Origin of the sequence: Paenibacillus sp. alder61, assembly GCF_020179875.1 — a bacterium.
GTDB classification, from domain to species: domain Bacteria; phylum Bacillota; class Bacilli; order Paenibacillales; family Paenibacillaceae; genus Fontibacillus; species Fontibacillus faecis.
In genome coordinates this window covers 25082-39942 of the sequence record NZ_JAIUDG010000019.1, presented here as the reverse complement: position 1 = coordinate 39942, position 14861 = coordinate 25082, and the positions used below count along the sequence as shown (strand labels likewise).

The window sequence follows — 14861 nt, the reverse complement described above, 5'->3', positions numbered from 1 at the left end:
TGCTTATCCTCCTATCAGGAATGGGGGGCCCAATGATGAAATCGAAATTAATCCTGATTGAGGGGTTACCGGGATTCGGGAAAACAACAACCGCTCAACTGGTTCATGAAATACTTACAGAGATGAACATGAAATCGCAGCTATTTTTGGAAGGAAATCTAGAACATCCCGCTGATTACGAGGGAGTCGCCTTTTTTCAGAAAAGTGAATTCGAGGAGCTATTAAGTACCTATATAAATTTCAAGGACTTGTTAAGTCAACATGTGATAAAACAAGATAACAATTACTTTCTGCAATATCGAAGAATAAAGAATGAATATGGGTCGGATTTTCCAGATGAATTGCTGCACGCCGTTGCCAAAAACGATGTATATGAATTGCCGTTGGCTCAACATAGGGAGCGGATTACAGAAAGATGGAAGCAGTTTACGGAAAATGCTTTGAGTGGTTCGGAAACGTTTGTTTTTGATTGCTGTTTTATACAAAACCCTGTAACCATGGGGATGATTAAATATGGGGCAAAGAAGAAAGGCGTGATAAGTTACGTTATTGAACTGGCAACCATTGTGGAGCGGCTAAATCCATTATTGATTCACATAGAACAAAACGATCTTGATCATTCTTTCAGGAAGGCTGTAAAGGAGAGACCTAAAGAATGGTCAGACGGATTTATTGAATACTATACAAGCCAAGGGTATGGAAAAAAGCACAATTACAAAGGGGTGGAAGGGACTTTGCGGGTTCTTGAAGCCAGGAGGGAATGGGAAGAAGAAATTTTTAACCGTTTAACTATAGCCAAGAAAAAAGTGAACAACTCTTTATATCATTTACACGACTACAAGTATGGTTTGGTGGAGATTTTATCGGAATATTTTCACTCGTAAAAAATGGTTTCGAAATAACCGCATTTCTCCCATACCTGCACCACTCGGTTTGCATATTATATCTATAGCTCCTCACTGACAGGAAGGGAGATGAATAGATGACATTTCCTCTTTATATTGTTGCAGGAACTAGCGGTTCAGGTAAATCGACAGCTGTAAAGATAGTACGTAAAATCATGGGTACTGGCTTCAATGTTTATGATATGGACACGATCATTGTCGATGGAAATTTCCAGACGGCTTGCCAACAGTGGCTCAGGATTGCATATGCAAACTCGATAAGCGGGAATACGACCATTTTATTTGGAGCCGTTCCTTATCCGTACGATGTAAATATATGTGACCATTTTCATTTCTTTCATCCCATCCACTATTTACTGCTCCATTGCAGCAGCGTCTGCCGAACGGAACGGTTGCAGAAACGCGGCAATTGGACGAAACAGGGGATAGTGGGTACGAATCTTTACGCGGATCAACTGTATAATAATTATATTTCCGCCAACTTACCGATCATAGACACTACGAGTATACCACCTGAACAGGTAGCGAACCAAATCAAGGAATGGGTATTAACGAAGAAGCATCGCTGAATATGCACGATTTGACCGCGCTGGATGATTACCGCAAATGGACAGGCCGCGTCCCGAACAATCACCCGCAACGGAAAGTCATTCGAAACAAGGTAAGGATAAGGTTCAATGAGCTATAGAAACGGACTAGCGTTCGACCATACGCTAGTCCGTTTCTGCTTGCATCGAGCCGCAAAATAAACCCAACCGCACGATTATTGTATATTGACAAAAAGGAACAAGACCGATTAGAATCGGAACGGTATGTTCAGCACGGGGCAACTGCGTTAGTGGAAAACGACAGGTACCTATAGAAACCATGGAAAGCCGCATACGTTGCGGTCTTTTTGTTTTAAGTCGGAGGTTTTGCCAAAACAAAAGCATTGGAAAAAGATGTAAAGTAATCATTCAGACATCAGAGAGAGAAGAGGGGATTCATTATGAAAAGTGGTCTGGTCAACGCGATTATCGCGTATATCATGTGGGGGGTTCTCCCGCTTTATTGGAAGTTGTTCGACAATGTGCCGGCAGGCGAAATACTGTCACATCGGGTTGTCTGGTCGTTCGTCTTCATGGGTATTCTCGTCGCCGTCCAGCGCCGCTGGGGTGACATGAAGCGGATTGCCGCCAGCCGCTCGCTCCTGCTGTCGCTCGCCGCCAGCGGCCTGTTGATCGCCGCGAACTGGCTCATCTTCATCTGGGCGGTCAACAGCGGCCACGTAGTCGAGACAAGTCTCGGCTATTATTTGAACCCGCTGCTGAACGTCCTGCTAGCCGTCGTCTTCCTTCGCGAGAAGCCAAGCCGCGGCCAATGGTTCGCGATTGCCATCGCTGGTATTGCGGTGCTCATTATCGCCATCGACTACGGGCGGTTCCCGTGGGTCGCGATCTCACTGGCCGTTTCGTTCGGCTTGTACGGCCTCGCGAAAAAGAAGATCGTACAAGACGCTTCTGTAGGCTTGTTGTCGGAGACGGCTGTAATCCTGCCCGTCGCGCTCGCCTACTGGATCTATTTGGCCGCCGCGGGAAAGACGACGGCATGGTCGCTGCCTGCGTCCACGTTCGTCGAACTGCTTCTCTCCGGCGTGGTCACGGCGCTGCCGCTGCTCTTCTTTGCGCGGGCGGCCGCCCGGATGTCGCTGTCCGCGCTAGGCTTCGTACAATACATCGGGCCAACGATCATGCTGATCCTGAGCATATTCGTGTTCAAGGAATCGGTCTCGCCGGTTCTGCTCATCGGCTTTGCGCTCATCTGGACCGCGCTCGTCGTCTACGCTGCGGCATCGGTTCGCAGCATAAAACTCGCAAAAGCGAGCTGAGGGAACGGCACCGTCATTACGGCCATTTCCGTCCAACGGGGCGGAGATGGCCGTTTTTCGCTATTTTTTCTTATCCATTCCTAGAACGGCTGTATATTACGGGATTACTTCAATCCGGTTAAAGTTTGCGATTTCCACACCTTAGCCCAAAGATATTCATTATGGCAGGTAAAAGGACTTGATTTTCTGTAAGGAATCCCTTATTATTGATCCATCAACCTTTGACGGGTCAATGATGTGAGAGGAGGTCTTAATCATTTCTACATGTCACACAGATGATCTGCTGTATTTGCTCATGCATTTAAACAAGCATATTGCGACCCGGTTTGAACGATGCGCCGGCGTTAGTCCCAATCGGCTCGAACTCCTTTGCAAACTGACGGGCGGCCAAATCAGCCAGTCGGATCTGCAGAAAGCAGTGTCTATTGACCCAGCTGCAGTGACCCGTCATGTTCAGCAATTGGAAGCGGAAGGTATACTTCAGCGGACTAGGTCCGAGAGCGACAACCGAATTACGTTAGTTCAGTTAACCGAAGAGGGTAGAAGTAAAGTAGCTTTGTTTAAAGCGGAGAAAGATCGATTTCTGGAGGAGCTGCAGGCAGACCTCACGGAATCGGAACGAGTCGGATTGATTCAAGCTCTTCAGAAGCTGAACAGCCGTGTTCAACTAATTATAGGAAATAAGCAAGACTAGACAGATTCATAAAAAGATTAGGAGAGAATAACATGACTAAATCGACGCTTAACCAAAATTATAAAGACATTATTACTTCCCGGCATTCCGTGCGTGTTTACGATCCGACGGTTAAAATCAGCCGTGAGGAAATGACTGAAATGTTGGAAGAAGCGACTTTGGCCCCGTCATCCGTAAATCTTCAACCATGGAGATTTCTTGTTATTGACAGCCCAGAAGGTAAATTGACGCTTGAGGAGCTTGCTCCAGGTAACAAAAGACAAGTTACAACCTCCTCTGCAGTCATTGCGGTCTTCGGAGATATGAAGGCATTTGACTATGCTGATGAAATTATGAGTATGGATGTGGAAAAAGGGTATATGACGCCAGAGGTTAAACAACAAATCATGGCCAACTATACTGATCTTTTTGGACGTGTGCCAGCACAAGCTTTTCGTGAAATGATTCTTATCGACGCCGGTCTGGTATCCATGCAGCTGATGCTTTCTGCACGTGCGCATGGGTATGATACAAACCCGATTGGCGGATACGATAAATCCCGCATTGCGGAAGCATTTGGTATGGAAAAGGAACGTTATGTTCCGGTTATGCTCATTTCTATAGGGAAATCCGCTCAAGAGCCGCGCAGAACATCGCGTCTTCCCATTGACCGTATAGCGGAGTGGAAGTGAGGATCTAACGCATGAACCATCGCCGTCTCGAAACATTTCGGTCAGATCTAATGAACTTAGACGATTAATACGTGCTGGGACTGCATTTCTTATTTTGGATGGAATCGCTTGTTTATACTTCGGTAGCAAGTTCCATGGTAATCCTGGCGCTGCAGCCGCTGTTTGTCATGATTATGCGAATCTGTATAGTGTCGTGGTCTTCTTTGTCGGAGGAAGCGTACTGCTCGTCTACAGCGTGCTGAGTGGCTTTTCCTTAACCAATTACGATTCTTCAGACTGGATGTATTCCCCTTAGCTTGCAATTATCCCCACAATCTTCGGCCAGTATTTTTTCAATCGGCTGCTTAAGTCGATTGGAGCTACCACGGTGTCCGTAGGCATTATTGGAGAACCTATTTTGGCTATTATACTGGCTTATCTCTTCCTAGGGGAAACCATCTCCGTCTTTCAACTTGTAGGCGGATTAATAACGCTTCTGGGTATGCTGTTGTATTTTTGACTGCAAACCTTGCAATATTCAGCGGCGAAGCGTTAATCTGTGCCGAAATGAAAGGGCGCGGCTCAAAGGATGCGTTATTGAGTTGAAAAGACTAAAAACATATCACTAATTATGTTGAAAAATTTAAGGTCAAATCCCATCAAATATACGATGGGATTTTTAATCATCCGCACAAGTCGGGGGACAAGAATATAGCTCGCTTGAAACTGTGCGGACGGCGCTAAGTTAATGAGGCACTACATGTCCTTGCCACTCATTTATCCCTTCATCCATACGATATGCTTTATAACCTTTTTGTTTTAATTTTTGAACTGCAAGTGCCGAGTATACACAAAGTGGTCCCTGACAGTAAGCGATGACTTCCGCATCTTTGGGAAGTTCCGACATCAATGTATCAAGTTCCTCCATTGGCATTGAAATTGCTCCGGATATATGGCCCATTTCAAATTCTTCTTTAGGACGCAGATCCACCAATACAATGGATTCATTATTCACTTTCTCCATAACTTCATCTATGGACAGCGTTTGAATACCATCAAGGTTGTTCAGAAAATCGTCTTTCAACTTTGCGATATCGGGAAGTTGCTTTTCGCTTATGCGCCAAAGGGATGACATGAAATCGATGACCTCCGGATCTGCCAAAGAATAAATGGCATAGGTTCCTTTTTTGGTGAACTTAACAAGCTTTGCATCAAGCAGAATTTGAAGATGGCGTGATACATTAGCCATATTCATGCCTGTGCATACTGCCAATTTCTCTACAGTTTTAGGACTTTGGGATAATACGTTTAAAATCTCCAGCCGTTTGTCACTCGAAAGACATTTCCCAATCCTTGCAAGCTGTTTATACAGTTCTTCTTTTAATATTTTAGCTGAAGCCAATGAACCTTCCATCATAATCAACCTCAATTCTGAGCTATTTTCTTTTGCTTTATCGCGATTACATCTATCTTCAAACATTAGCTTTATTTACTGAAATGAATCATAAAATCAATTGATTACTAAAAATTTTATCATGTTCTTAAATGTAATCAAAGTAGAGGGATGGGGTTTGCTTGACTAAAATAACAACACTGAAATATAATTCAATTAATCGATTGAATTGTTGAGTTTAAGTAGATCGATACATTTATCCAATGGAGGTTCGAAATCATGGCAAAGGCATATCTTCAAATTACACTGAGAATTAATGCACCGGAAAGGGATGCGGCTACAAAGGTCTATACAACGTATAAGGAGCCTTTTCTTACAGGTATCCCTGGTGCCGTGTCTAAAGAATTGTTAGTACGTGATGAAGATGTTCAAGTTCTGCATGGTTTTAATAACGAGGCTGATGCTATAGCGTACCTAGAAAGCGATCTTTTTACGAACGACGTTGTAGTGGGACTTAAAAACTTGCTTCAAGCTGAGCCGGAAATCCGCATTTATAATACATTTTAGAAATGATGTTGTAGTAATGACTATTCTCGAGTAAATAAATAAATTTAAACCGACATTGGCAGTTCAGCATGTCGGTTTATTTTCTAGTTTAGACCTACCTAGCAAGTAGAGCATGGAATATGGACTCCGATATACAAATTGGCTCTTCGAAAATAAGGAGAATGTTAATGATACAAGCATCCCTAGACAAACACGCAACAGCACAAATTCCCTATTCCATTGTTGAGTATGTGGAATCATCAGAGAAGCAACGCCAGTTGCATTCAAGAACAATGAAAGTTGTTATTGCTTCTCAAATTTGCGGTGGAGCTGGTCTAGCAGCAGGCATTACCGTAGGTGCATTACTCGCTCAAGACATGTTAGGTACTGACAGTTTCTCGGGAGTTCCTACTGGCCTTTTTACATTAGGTTCCGCTGGTGCGGCACTGATGGTTGGGCGACTGTCTCAAAGATTGGGAAGACGGACCGGACTTGCTGCAGGATTCTTGGCAGGAGGCTTTGGAGCTATTGGAGTTATCCTCGCAGCATTGTTCCACAGCATCCCCTTACTCTTTATTTCGATGTTGGTTTATGGAGCAGGTACAGCAACAAATTTACAGGCACGCTATGCAGGTACTGATCTTGCTTTACCCACGCAACGAGCGAAAACAATAAGCATGGCAATGGTTTTCACAACATTTGGTGCTGTTGCAGGCCCTAATCTTGTGGAGGTTACCGGGAAACTAGCATCTTCAATGGGTGCTCCTGCATTAACGGGCCCATTCATGCTCGCAGCTATAGCCTATATTTTAGCTGGCGTGATACTTCTCATTTTTTTACGCCCGGACCCGTTCATTGTAGCTAAGGCTATTGCTAACCTGCAACACGAAGGAACACACGGAGCAAAGTCAATTGAAGAAGGAAGCAGTATCAATAAAAAGGGGATAATGATCGGAGCCTCGATCATGGTGCTTACGCAAATTGTCATGATTGCGATAATGACAATGACCCCCGTTCATATGCAACATCATGGTCATGATTTAAGTAAAATCGGCCTAGTGATCGGAATACATGTGGCATCAATGTATTTACCGTCTTTAATCACTGGGGTACTCGTGGATAGATTCGGATATAATGTAATGGCTTATGCTTCCGGCTTTACCTTGTTGCTCTCTGGTTTGTTGGCTGCCCTCGTACCTGGTGATTCAATGGGATTAACCACACTTGCCCTGGCTCTTTTGGGATTAGGTTGGAACTTTGGTTTGATTAGTGGGACAGCGGCCATCGTTGATGGAGCCCCACCCCATGTTCGTGCAAAAACACAAGGGACAGTGGACGTACTAATTGCTTTATCAGGAGCATCCGGAGGAATGTTATCTGGTATGGTTGTAGCACACTCCAGTTATTCCACGCTTTCTTTAATTGGAGCTTTTTTGTCTCTGTTACTTATTCCAATCGTGGTTTGGTTTCGGAACAAGACGGCTTGCTGATCGGTGCCAGCGCGAATTTAATTGTGGCAGTCATGTCCGTTAAAGAAGGATTTCCGATTCGATTCGTGCAATATTTGAAATATGGATTTCCGCTTATGTTGCTTTCAATCATGGCAAGCATTTATGTGCACCTACGGTATTTAATTTAATCGAGGGGGAATTTGATTGATGCTGACTTATCAATTTGATCCGGATGTGATTCAAATCCAAGAGAAGGCTAACGAAAAGGATGTGGAATTCGAAATCCAGGTCGTGAATGAAGAAGCGCTTGTTCATGAACTTAGGCAAATTCGAAAGTGGTTCGAAGCCAATGATGTGCATACGGACGTTCTGTTTTATGGCTACCCTGACCGCAAATTTAAAGTGATAGTGCGTCATGATTATTATGTGGAATTTGTATTGGAATTAATGAAGCACCGGCTTCTGCGAAGCGTGGAGTGGAAGAGGTAATCATAAAGGGGACTTTGGACTTTGTTCCCGGAATAATAAGTGCGATAAAAAATGGTTTTCCACGCTAAATTTAGGAATAGCATATGCCCGCATAGTTGAATGGACTGAGCCGAATTAATTTCGACTCAGTCCATATTGCTTGGTGCAGATAAAGCTATATTGTTTTTGTCCATTCAACGACACATATTTAACAACATGACACGAGCGTTCAATTATGAACCAACTCAATATCCGGATATTTTTCCGCGATTCGATCCATAGCGTTATTTGAAGCACCTTTGAGATACTGATCAAAAAAAGCAACACTTACCTCATTAATGATCCGATGAATCGATCTTGGATCTTCTCCCGGGTTAGGCAATAACGGGGAAAATAGATGGAAGTCCGTAAAACTCATATGGGAAGTATGCGGTATCGTCATCGTATATCCGCCTCCTTGCAGAGCATTCGTCCGCCTTCTCACCGTCTCTTCCCAAAATTCTTCGTATTCCTCTTTGGTTTTACCACTCTGGGCTATTGCTTGATCCAGCTTATTGTCGAATACGGTCTTATCGATGCTTTTTTCACCATTCATCTGTAGATATGGCTTAGTCAGTCCAGTGCCGGGCATAGGGTCTCCATATAAGGTTCCATCCATATTGATAGCGGCCTTGACACGGTCATCCTTCAGCAGCATCTGGGCAGCGGCGGCTCCACCGTAAGAATGTCCAAACATTCCGATTCGGTCTAAATCAAGACGGCCGGTAAAAAGGTTCTGTTCATCTTGTTTATTCAATTGTTCAAGCTGATCCAAAACAAAGGAAACATCCTCGGTCCAAAGGTGCATGTGTTCATCCAGCGCTTCAAAACCTGAAGGGTTAGGCATCCGTATCAAAATCTCTCGGCCGTCCGGGTAGACTGTTGCGGCCGCGTCGTAGGGATGGTCGATCCCTACGACGATATAGCCGTAACTGGCCAGCTCTTCAACCTGGAAGGTATTCTGACCGCGGAAACCCGTCATGCCATGAGAGAAAATCAAGATCGGATATTGTTGCTCCGCTGAAGACAGACCGATATTGCTATAAGCATGGGTCTTAACAAGGCCCAGATGGCTTAGCGTCCATGCCGGGAATGACAGCGCATGTTCCAAACCTTGCGTAATAGCAGATACATCGCGAATGTAAGGCACGGTTTCCTGCATTGGTGCTTGGTCGGAAGGATACCAGAGCTGTACCATCAGCTCGCGGTGGTCCGTTGGATCGGCAGAGTATTCATCAGGCCGTTCATTGTCAATAAAGTGATATAAGGTTGTTCCCACAGAGTAGGGACCCTGAGGTTGATTAAAGGTAAACACAGGCAGTAGGACAGGTAATACGACCATGACTGCCGAGTAGAGGATCAACATTGCGGTCCACAACCAGGCTACGATATATCTTCTTTTTCTGGAGCGTTGTTGCCTTTCTTGTTTTCTAAAAATGATACAAATCGTAAGTATAACCGAAGCCGCATAACAAGGTATCATTTGCCAACGGAAATTCCCGACCATCATCTGTACGAGCGTTACGGCATATAGAGCGATTAACGAGTAAATCAGCCAGCTTTTTTTCGTTTTTTGTCCCCAAATGGTGGCTAATGCTAATACGATAATGAAAATAATGATAACCATTTCTCCGAATCTCAAAAAAGTTCCTCCTGTGTTTAACAGCTGCTGTCGTTTCTTTTTATAATATGAATCAGCTAGTTGCTCAAAATTACTTTAATAAACCAAAGCGGCGTACAACAAAAAGAGATGCAGGCAGGCCGAAAAGTAGATCAGCCAGGCCGCTTGGATATAAATCCGCTGGATGAAAAGCGTAATGATCATGATTGCCGGCATCAAAAATAGTCCAATATATTTGTTTACGAACTGGTCCGCTTGACCTCCGCTAAAATGGATCGGAATGTTTGGAGAACAATAAAAACTAACAATACATGAGGCTAGGATCGCCAGGACTGTGACTGACAACAGCATTTTAGGATGAAGATAAAGTTTCAAATTAGGGATACCTACCTTTCAATGGTGTGGAGGAGTATCAAAATATAGAACCAGCTTAGGCACACTAACGACCGTGCTGTCCTACAGGACCATGAAGATACCCCATTCTTAATCTGTCGGTTTTTTGTAAAACTAACAGGTCATTTTTAATAGTAACGATTAAACGTAGTCTGTGTCAAACAGGGATCCATCAAGTCTTTATCGAGTGGGCAGCACTTCGAACTAGATTTGAGGACTACTGGGGGAAGGTGGAAGTGCGTTTCGACTATACCTGCCTATTTTGCTATATTTCTAAGGGGTGCACCTCACCAATTTTATTCCTCGGCTGAAATGCTAGCAGCTTTCAAATGCCCATAGGTCACAATTCTACTAAACTGAACAGCTGCTTCATTGGCAGGAAGAGGCTGATCGTTTTTAATCCACCAAATGACAATTCCCATGAAAGCCGATACGAGATATTCGAGCAGCAATTCCTTAGAAATCGCTACAGGAGCATTTTCCTTAGGATTCCATCCCTCGTTTAATTTATCTTTAATGATACTCTCCATTTTTGCTCGAAACTGGTAGATTCTGTTCTCTTCAATTAACATGGCGTAGTAAAAGGTGATGTTGCGCGAAATATGTTCCAGTACGGTTTGCATCACTGTCTCAAGCATAGAAATACTGAAAGAGTTTATGCTGATGGGACAAAGAATGACGGCATCCTTTAGTTCGTTCAACAATTCATTTATACATGTATCTAATAAATTGGGTTTATTTTGGTAGTGAAGATAAAATGTATTTCGATTGATCATAGCCCGATCGGCAATATCCTGAATCGTTATCGCTTCATATCCCTTTTCCTGAATAAGCTCATAAAACGCCTTTCGAATCGATTGTTTCGTGCGAAGTATTCTTAGGTCAGTTTTCTTCTTCATTATTTTCTGTCCCCTTCAATTTATTTAGAGCAGTTAAACGACAAAGTTTATTGAGATGTCTGTTATCCTTCAAAACCAAAAATATTGAATATTGAGCCTGATTTTACCCCCTATTATAATGAGCGATAGATAAATAAACAACATTACGTTCATTATTTATCTAATGACTATAAAATTATAGGAGGATATACAAATGACATCAGAAAAACAAAATGAGCTTGTTCGTAAGGCAGTTGCCGTGCTGGAAAGTTTTGAGAGCGGAAATCCCGAAGCAATTAGTGCTTACGTTCATCCAGATCAATATATTCAGCATAACCAAGGGTTGTCTGATGGTCGTGCGGCCATGCTCGGTGCACTTGACCATTTAAAGGAAATTGGTACAAAGGTAAGTGTTAAGCGCGCTTTGGTTGACGGAGATTATGTAGTACTTCATTCCGTATACGAGTTTTTTGGCCCCAAAATCATTATTGATATTTTCCGTTTTGAGAATGGGTTGATTGTTGAACACTGGGATAATATGCAAGAGATGGAGGGCAAGACACCAAGCAACCATACGATGATTGACGGACCGGTCACGATAAAAGATATCGATAAGACAGAGGATAATAAAAAACTGGTCAAAAGCTATGTTGAAAACATACTGCTTGGGAAGAGTCCCGGTCTGCTAGCCACTTACTTTGATGGGGATAATTACATTCAGCATAGTCCGCATATTGCAGACGGCCTTTCCGGTCTCCATGCTGCACTGCAGGCGCTGAAGGAGAAGAACATCGAATTCGAATATACTCATGTCCATAAAGTGATTGGACAAGGTGATTTTGTGCTTACAGTGAGTGAAGGTTTCCTCAACGGTCAGCCTACTGCTTTCTATGATATTTTCCGCGTGGAGAAGGGGAAAATCGCCGAACATTGGGACGTCGTAGAGGCCATACTGCCGGCAGAAAAACGAAAAAATTCAAACAGCAGATTTTGAGTTTGGTGTATTTGGAGTAGAGGAACATGAGCATACTGAAAGAAAAAATGACGTGGCTCGGAGTGGTAATCGTACTTGTTGTGTTGATCTTATTCGGATTGGCGACGATGGGCTCGGTGCTCGGTGCGGAGCCAAAAGGGATATCGGTGGCCCTCGTTAACCTTGACCAACCGGTGAAACTGCCGTCTGGCGGAACGTTAGAGGTAGGGAAGACAATCCAGGCGACATTAGGTGCGAACCCGGCGCTGCCATTTGTTTGGCATGTTATGGGTTCCGAGGAAGCAGCCCGGGAAGGGTTGGATAAACGCGAATATTACGGGGCTCTGGTGCTTCCGGCAGATTTGAGCAGTAGCTTGCTTTCGTTAGCAACTTCATCGCCGACTCATCCTCATGTGAAAATCATCGCTAACGAAGGCATGAGCACCCAAGCTGCGACGATAGTAACACAGGTATTGGGGCAAGCTCTAAGAATAATTGGCGAGGAACTTTCGCAACAACTGCTTAAACAGATGGGGCAGCAACAAGAACAAATTACAGTTGAGACGGCTAAAGCTTTTGTGACACCTATGAACATTCAAGAAGAAATCATACATTCACCGGGGGTTAACAACGCCTCGGGGAATGCACCGGCTTTGTTAACCCAGATTATGTGGATCGGCAGTCTGGTGACTGGAATCTTCTTGTTCCTGGCTAGCAAGAAGGCGATTGCTGTTGGTTCAAGTAGATGGGCAGTTAGTGTATCGCAAGCTATCGTCGGACTTGTGACCTTGAGCCTTGCGTCAGGTTTTACCATCTGGATGGCTTTATCGTGGTACGGGATGCAAATGGCAGATGCAGGGGGGACTTGGTTGTTCTTATGGCTGGTCGGATCAACGTTCTTCCTGCTGCAATCTTCCTTACTGAATTGGATCGGATTCCGGGCGATGCCGCTGCTTGTATTTCTGATGTTTTTCTCCATCCCGTTGCTGAACATGGCTCCGGAATTCTTGCCACAGTCGGCGCGAGATTGGATCTATTCGTGGACGCCATTACGGTTCGCGGCAGGGGGGTTGCGCGAAGTGATGTACTTCGGCGGATTAGATGCGGCCTCTTCGAACGCTTTGATCTTGGGGAGCATAGCTGTAGGATTTCTGATGCTGCTGCTCGCTTCAGGATTTAAGGCCGGCCGAGCAACTGATGCCGCTCCTATTAATGATAATGTAGGTTGAAAATAGCAAGGAGCCGGCTGAGCTGTGTACTTGGTTCAGACTTTAGCGTGGAATGAAACGATTCAATGGGGCATTACCAGTGGGCGTACCCTTGCGGGACATGCTCATGGCAATGCCTTTTCACTTTACAGCGGCATATCCATCACGGCGTATGATAAGATCTTTATATAATGAAACGGCAAGAACAAGGAGGAGCCATGGATCTAAAAAACCTCTTTTTTCATATTCATTACTGCAACCGCCGGGATCCGAACGATCCAAGGAAGCCGTGGACCCGCATCACGCGAACCCTACAGCATCACGAGCTGGTCTTGGTGACCGGAGGGACCGGCCGTATTACTGTGGATAACCGAAGTCATGCGGTGCAGGAGGGCATGCTGTATTATATCCGTCCCGATATTGTGCACACGTTCGAGAACGATGCCCGCGATCCGATATGCTGCTTCACGGTGCATTTTAGCTGCGCGGATATCCGCTTCAACGACGGCGTCTGGTCGGTCGGGGACAAAGCGAATCCACTTCCGCTGCAAGAGGCGCAGCCGCTTAAAAAGGGCTATCAAATCGCCGATACGTTCAAAAAACTGGTGGAGAGCTGGTATGCCAAGCAGCCGGGGCACGAGCTGATCGCAAAGGTGTACCTTCAGCAGCTGCTGTTCGAAATTTTGCAACTTCGGTTAAAGCAAAATGAAAATCACGCCATCAGCTTAAAGGTCGAGAAAGTGATCGAATACATGCATCAGCATATCGGGCAGCGCGTGACTTTGGCGGAGTTGGCGGACCGAGTCCATTTGTCCTCGTATTACCTGTCCCGGGCGTTCAAGAGCACGACGGGATACTCGGTCATTGAATTTTTCAACAAAATCAAAGTGGACAAAGCCAAGGAACTGCTTGCCGAGGGTGACAGAAAAGTTAAGGAAGTCGCCGCGGAGCTTGGATTTGCCGACGAGTTTTATTTCAGCCGAATCTTTAAGCGAATAGAAGGGATCAGTCCTTCCGAATTTTACAGCAAAATTGTCCATGGAATTTAAAATTATGCATGGTGTAATGCCTTTCTTTCCGTTAATATAATCCTACAATATTGTTCATTGCGCATGCGCAGACATTTCATTTTCACGGGTTTTAACAGAAGGAAGGCTTTGCTGTATGCCGATTTGGAGAAGGAATTTGCTCGTGTGCTGGTTCGGTATGTTTGTGACGGGGATCGGCATGAGCCAGATCGCGCCGATTTTGCCGCTATACATCCGGCAGCTTGGAGTCGACGATCCCGGAGCCGTCGCGCGGTATTCCGGACTCGCGTTCGGAATCACATTTATCGTGTCGGCGATTTTTTCACCGATTTGGGGACTGGCCGCGGATAAATACGGGCGCAAGCCGATGCTGCTGCGGGCCAGCCTGGGGATGGCGATCGTGATCGGCTGCATGGGGGTGGCTCCGAATGTGTACGCCCTCATCGGATTAAGGATGCTGCAAGGGGTGATCACGGGCTATGGAACCGCCTGCACAACGTTGATCGCCACCCAAACGGACAAGGAGCATGCGGGTTTTGCTTTAGGCACATTGTCCACGGCCAATATCGCCGGTTCCTTGCTGGGGCCGACGATCGGAGGGCTTATCGGGGAAAACTTCGGGATGCAAAACGATTTTTTTCTCATCGGCGCGCTGATGTTGATCGCTTTTGCGACGACGGTGTTGTTCGTGAAGGAAAATTTTACGCGGACGGAGACCAAAGTGCCAGGAATGAAAGAAATTTAGAG

General features: G+C 45.0%; 17 protein-coding genes. 13 read left to right on the top strand and 4 right to left on the bottom strand.

The window, feature by feature from the left end; all coding sequences use genetic code 11:
• Nucleotides 1–35 precede the first annotated feature (35 nt).
• From LBW89_RS19485 to LBW89_RS19460, 6 genes are all read left to right on the top strand, one after another.
• Nucleotides 36–884, top strand: coding sequence for a hypothetical protein (locus LBW89_RS19485; protein ID WP_225040000.1), 849 nt, complete (start codon nucleotides 36–38; stop codon nucleotides 882–884).
• Between the two features lie 98 nt (nucleotides 885–982).
• Nucleotides 983–1474 carry an AAA family ATPase gene (locus LBW89_RS19480; RefSeq protein WP_225039916.1) on the top strand — a complete coding sequence of 164 codons (492 nt, stop codon included), beginning with the start codon at nucleotides 983–985 and terminating at the stop codon, nucleotides 1472–1474.
• A gap of 419 nt (nucleotides 1475–1893) precedes the next feature.
• Nucleotides 1894–2772, top strand: coding sequence for an EamA family transporter RarD (rarD, locus tag LBW89_RS19475; protein ID WP_213505768.1), 879 nt, complete (start codon nucleotides 1894–1896; stop codon nucleotides 2770–2772).
• A 295-nt stretch (nucleotides 2773–3067) separates the two neighbouring features.
• Nucleotides 3068–3466 carry a MarR family winged helix-turn-helix transcriptional regulator gene (locus tag LBW89_RS19470; RefSeq protein WP_225039915.1) on the top strand — a complete coding sequence of 133 codons (399 nt, stop codon included), beginning with the start codon at nucleotides 3068–3070 and terminating at the stop codon, nucleotides 3464–3466.
• Between the two features lie 32 nt (nucleotides 3467–3498).
• Entirely contained in the window at nucleotides 3499–4137 is a 639-nt protein-coding gene (locus LBW89_RS19465) for a nitroreductase family protein (RefSeq protein ID WP_225039914.1), read from the top strand.
• A gap of 301 nt (nucleotides 4138–4438) precedes the next feature.
• Nucleotides 4439–4636 carry an EamA family transporter gene (locus tag LBW89_RS19460; protein ID WP_225039998.1) on the top strand — a complete coding sequence of 66 codons (198 nt, stop codon included), beginning with the start codon at nucleotides 4439–4441 and terminating at the stop codon, nucleotides 4634–4636.
• A gap of 225 nt (nucleotides 4637–4861) precedes the next feature.
• On the opposite strand, the gene LBW89_RS19455 is transcribed toward LBW89_RS19460, so the two are convergent.
• Nucleotides 4862–5530 (bottom strand): ArsR/SmtB family transcription factor, encoded by a 669-nt coding sequence (locus LBW89_RS19455; RefSeq protein WP_225039996.1) that lies wholly within the window; start codon nucleotides 5528–5530, stop codon nucleotides 4862–4864.
• 258 nt (nucleotides 5531–5788) lie between these two features.
• Between LBW89_RS19455 and LBW89_RS19450 the strand changes: the two genes are divergently transcribed.
• From LBW89_RS19450 to LBW89_RS19440, 3 genes are all read left to right on the top strand, one after another.
• Nucleotides 5789–6076, top strand: coding sequence for a hypothetical protein (locus LBW89_RS19450; protein WP_225039913.1), 288 nt, complete (start codon nucleotides 5789–5791; stop codon nucleotides 6074–6076).
• Nucleotides 6077–6243: 167 nt separating this feature from the next.
• Nucleotides 6244–7545 carry an MFS transporter gene (locus LBW89_RS19445; protein ID WP_225039994.1) on the top strand — a complete coding sequence of 434 codons (1302 nt, stop codon included), beginning with the start codon at nucleotides 6244–6246 and terminating at the stop codon, nucleotides 7543–7545.
• Nucleotides 7546–7713: 168 nt separating this feature from the next.
• A complete protein-coding gene (locus LBW89_RS19440) occupies nucleotides 7714–7995 on the top strand; it encodes a hypothetical protein (RefSeq protein WP_148457649.1) in 282 nt (93 codons plus the stop codon).
• Nucleotides 7996–8203: 208 nt separating this feature from the next.
• On the opposite strand, the gene LBW89_RS19435 is transcribed toward LBW89_RS19440, so the two are convergent.
• The 3 genes from LBW89_RS19435 to LBW89_RS19425 all read right to left on the bottom strand — a co-directional run bounded on the left by LBW89_RS19435 (nucleotide 8204) and on the right by LBW89_RS19425 (nucleotide 10926).
• Nucleotides 8204–9655, bottom strand: coding sequence for an alpha/beta hydrolase family protein (locus tag LBW89_RS19435; protein WP_225039912.1), 1452 nt, complete (start codon nucleotides 9653–9655; stop codon nucleotides 8204–8206).
• Between the two features lie 75 nt (nucleotides 9656–9730).
• Entirely contained in the window at nucleotides 9731–9985 is a 255-nt protein-coding gene (locus LBW89_RS19430; protein WP_225039992.1) for a DUF1648 domain-containing protein, read from the bottom strand.
• 338 nt (nucleotides 9986–10323) lie between these two features.
• Nucleotides 10324–10926: a TetR/AcrR family transcriptional regulator gene (locus LBW89_RS19425; RefSeq protein ID WP_225039911.1), complete on the bottom strand. Its 603-nt coding sequence runs from the start codon at nucleotides 10924–10926 to the stop codon at nucleotides 10324–10326.
• Between the two features lie 193 nt (nucleotides 10927–11119).
• Here LBW89_RS19425 and LBW89_RS19420 point away from each other — a divergent pair, with 193 nt between their 5' ends.
• From LBW89_RS19420 to LBW89_RS19405, 4 genes are all read left to right on the top strand, one after another.
• A complete protein-coding gene (locus tag LBW89_RS19420) occupies nucleotides 11120–11899 on the top strand; it encodes a nuclear transport factor 2 family protein (protein ID WP_225039910.1) in 780 nt (259 codons plus the stop codon).
• 26 nt (nucleotides 11900–11925) lie between these two features.
• Entirely contained in the window at nucleotides 11926–13107 is a 1182-nt protein-coding gene (locus LBW89_RS19415) for a YhgE/Pip domain-containing protein (protein WP_225039909.1), read from the top strand.
• Nucleotides 13108–13304: 197 nt separating this feature from the next.
• Nucleotides 13305–14135 carry an AraC family transcriptional regulator gene (locus LBW89_RS19410; RefSeq protein ID WP_148457642.1) on the top strand — a complete coding sequence of 277 codons (831 nt, stop codon included), beginning with the start codon at nucleotides 13305–13307 and terminating at the stop codon, nucleotides 14133–14135.
• A 115-nt stretch (nucleotides 14136–14250) separates the two neighbouring features.
• Nucleotides 14251–14859 carry an MFS transporter gene (locus tag LBW89_RS19405; protein ID WP_225039908.1) on the top strand — a complete coding sequence of 203 codons (609 nt, stop codon included), beginning with the start codon at nucleotides 14251–14253 and terminating at the stop codon, nucleotides 14857–14859.
• Nucleotides 14860–14861: the final 2 nt, after the last annotated feature.

Bases quoted from the DNA above. Each gene is read 5' to 3' on its own strand.
- LBW89_RS19485 (WP_225040000.1), top strand. From the start codon at position 36: ATGAAATCGAAATTAATCCTGATTGAGGGGTTACCGGGATTCGGGAAA.
- LBW89_RS19420 (WP_225039910.1), top strand. From the start codon at position 11,120: ATGACATCAGAAAAACAAAATGAGCTTGTTCGTAAGGCAGTTGCCGTG.
- LBW89_RS19425 (WP_225039911.1), bottom strand. From the start codon at position 10,926: ATGAAGAAGAAAACTGACCTAAGAATACTTCGCACGAAACAATCGATT.
- LBW89_RS19480 (WP_225039916.1), top strand. From the start codon at position 983: ATGACATTTCCTCTTTATATTGTTGCAGGAACTAGCGGTTCAGGTAAA.
- rarD (WP_213505768.1), top strand. From the start codon at position 1,894: ATGAAAAGTGGTCTGGTCAACGCGATTATCGCGTATATCATGTGGGGG.
- LBW89_RS19440 (WP_148457649.1), top strand. From the start codon at position 7,714: ATGCTGACTTATCAATTTGATCCGGATGTGATTCAAATCCAAGAGAAG.
- LBW89_RS19410 (WP_148457642.1), top strand. From the start codon at position 13,305: ATGGATCTAAAAAACCTCTTTTTTCATATTCATTACTGCAACCGCCGG.
- LBW89_RS19445 (WP_225039994.1), top strand. From the start codon at position 6,244: ATGATACAAGCATCCCTAGACAAACACGCAACAGCACAAATTCCCTAT.
- LBW89_RS19455 (WP_225039996.1), bottom strand. From the start codon at position 5,530: ATGGAAGGTTCATTGGCTTCAGCTAAAATATTAAAAGAAGAACTGTAT.
- LBW89_RS19415 (WP_225039909.1), top strand. From the start codon at position 11,926: ATGAGCATACTGAAAGAAAAAATGACGTGGCTCGGAGTGGTAATCGTA.
- LBW89_RS19465 (WP_225039914.1), top strand. From the start codon at position 3,499: ATGACTAAATCGACGCTTAACCAAAATTATAAAGACATTATTACTTCC.
- LBW89_RS19430 (WP_225039992.1), bottom strand. From the start codon at position 9,985: ATGCTGTTGTCAGTCACAGTCCTGGCGATCCTAGCCTCATGTATTGTT.
- LBW89_RS19470 (WP_225039915.1), top strand. From the start codon at position 3,068: ATGCATTTAAACAAGCATATTGCGACCCGGTTTGAACGATGCGCCGGC.
- LBW89_RS19450 (WP_225039913.1), top strand. From the start codon at position 5,789: ATGGCAAAGGCATATCTTCAAATTACACTGAGAATTAATGCACCGGAA.
- LBW89_RS19405 (WP_225039908.1), top strand. From the start codon at position 14,251: ATGCCGATTTGGAGAAGGAATTTGCTCGTGTGCTGGTTCGGTATGTTT.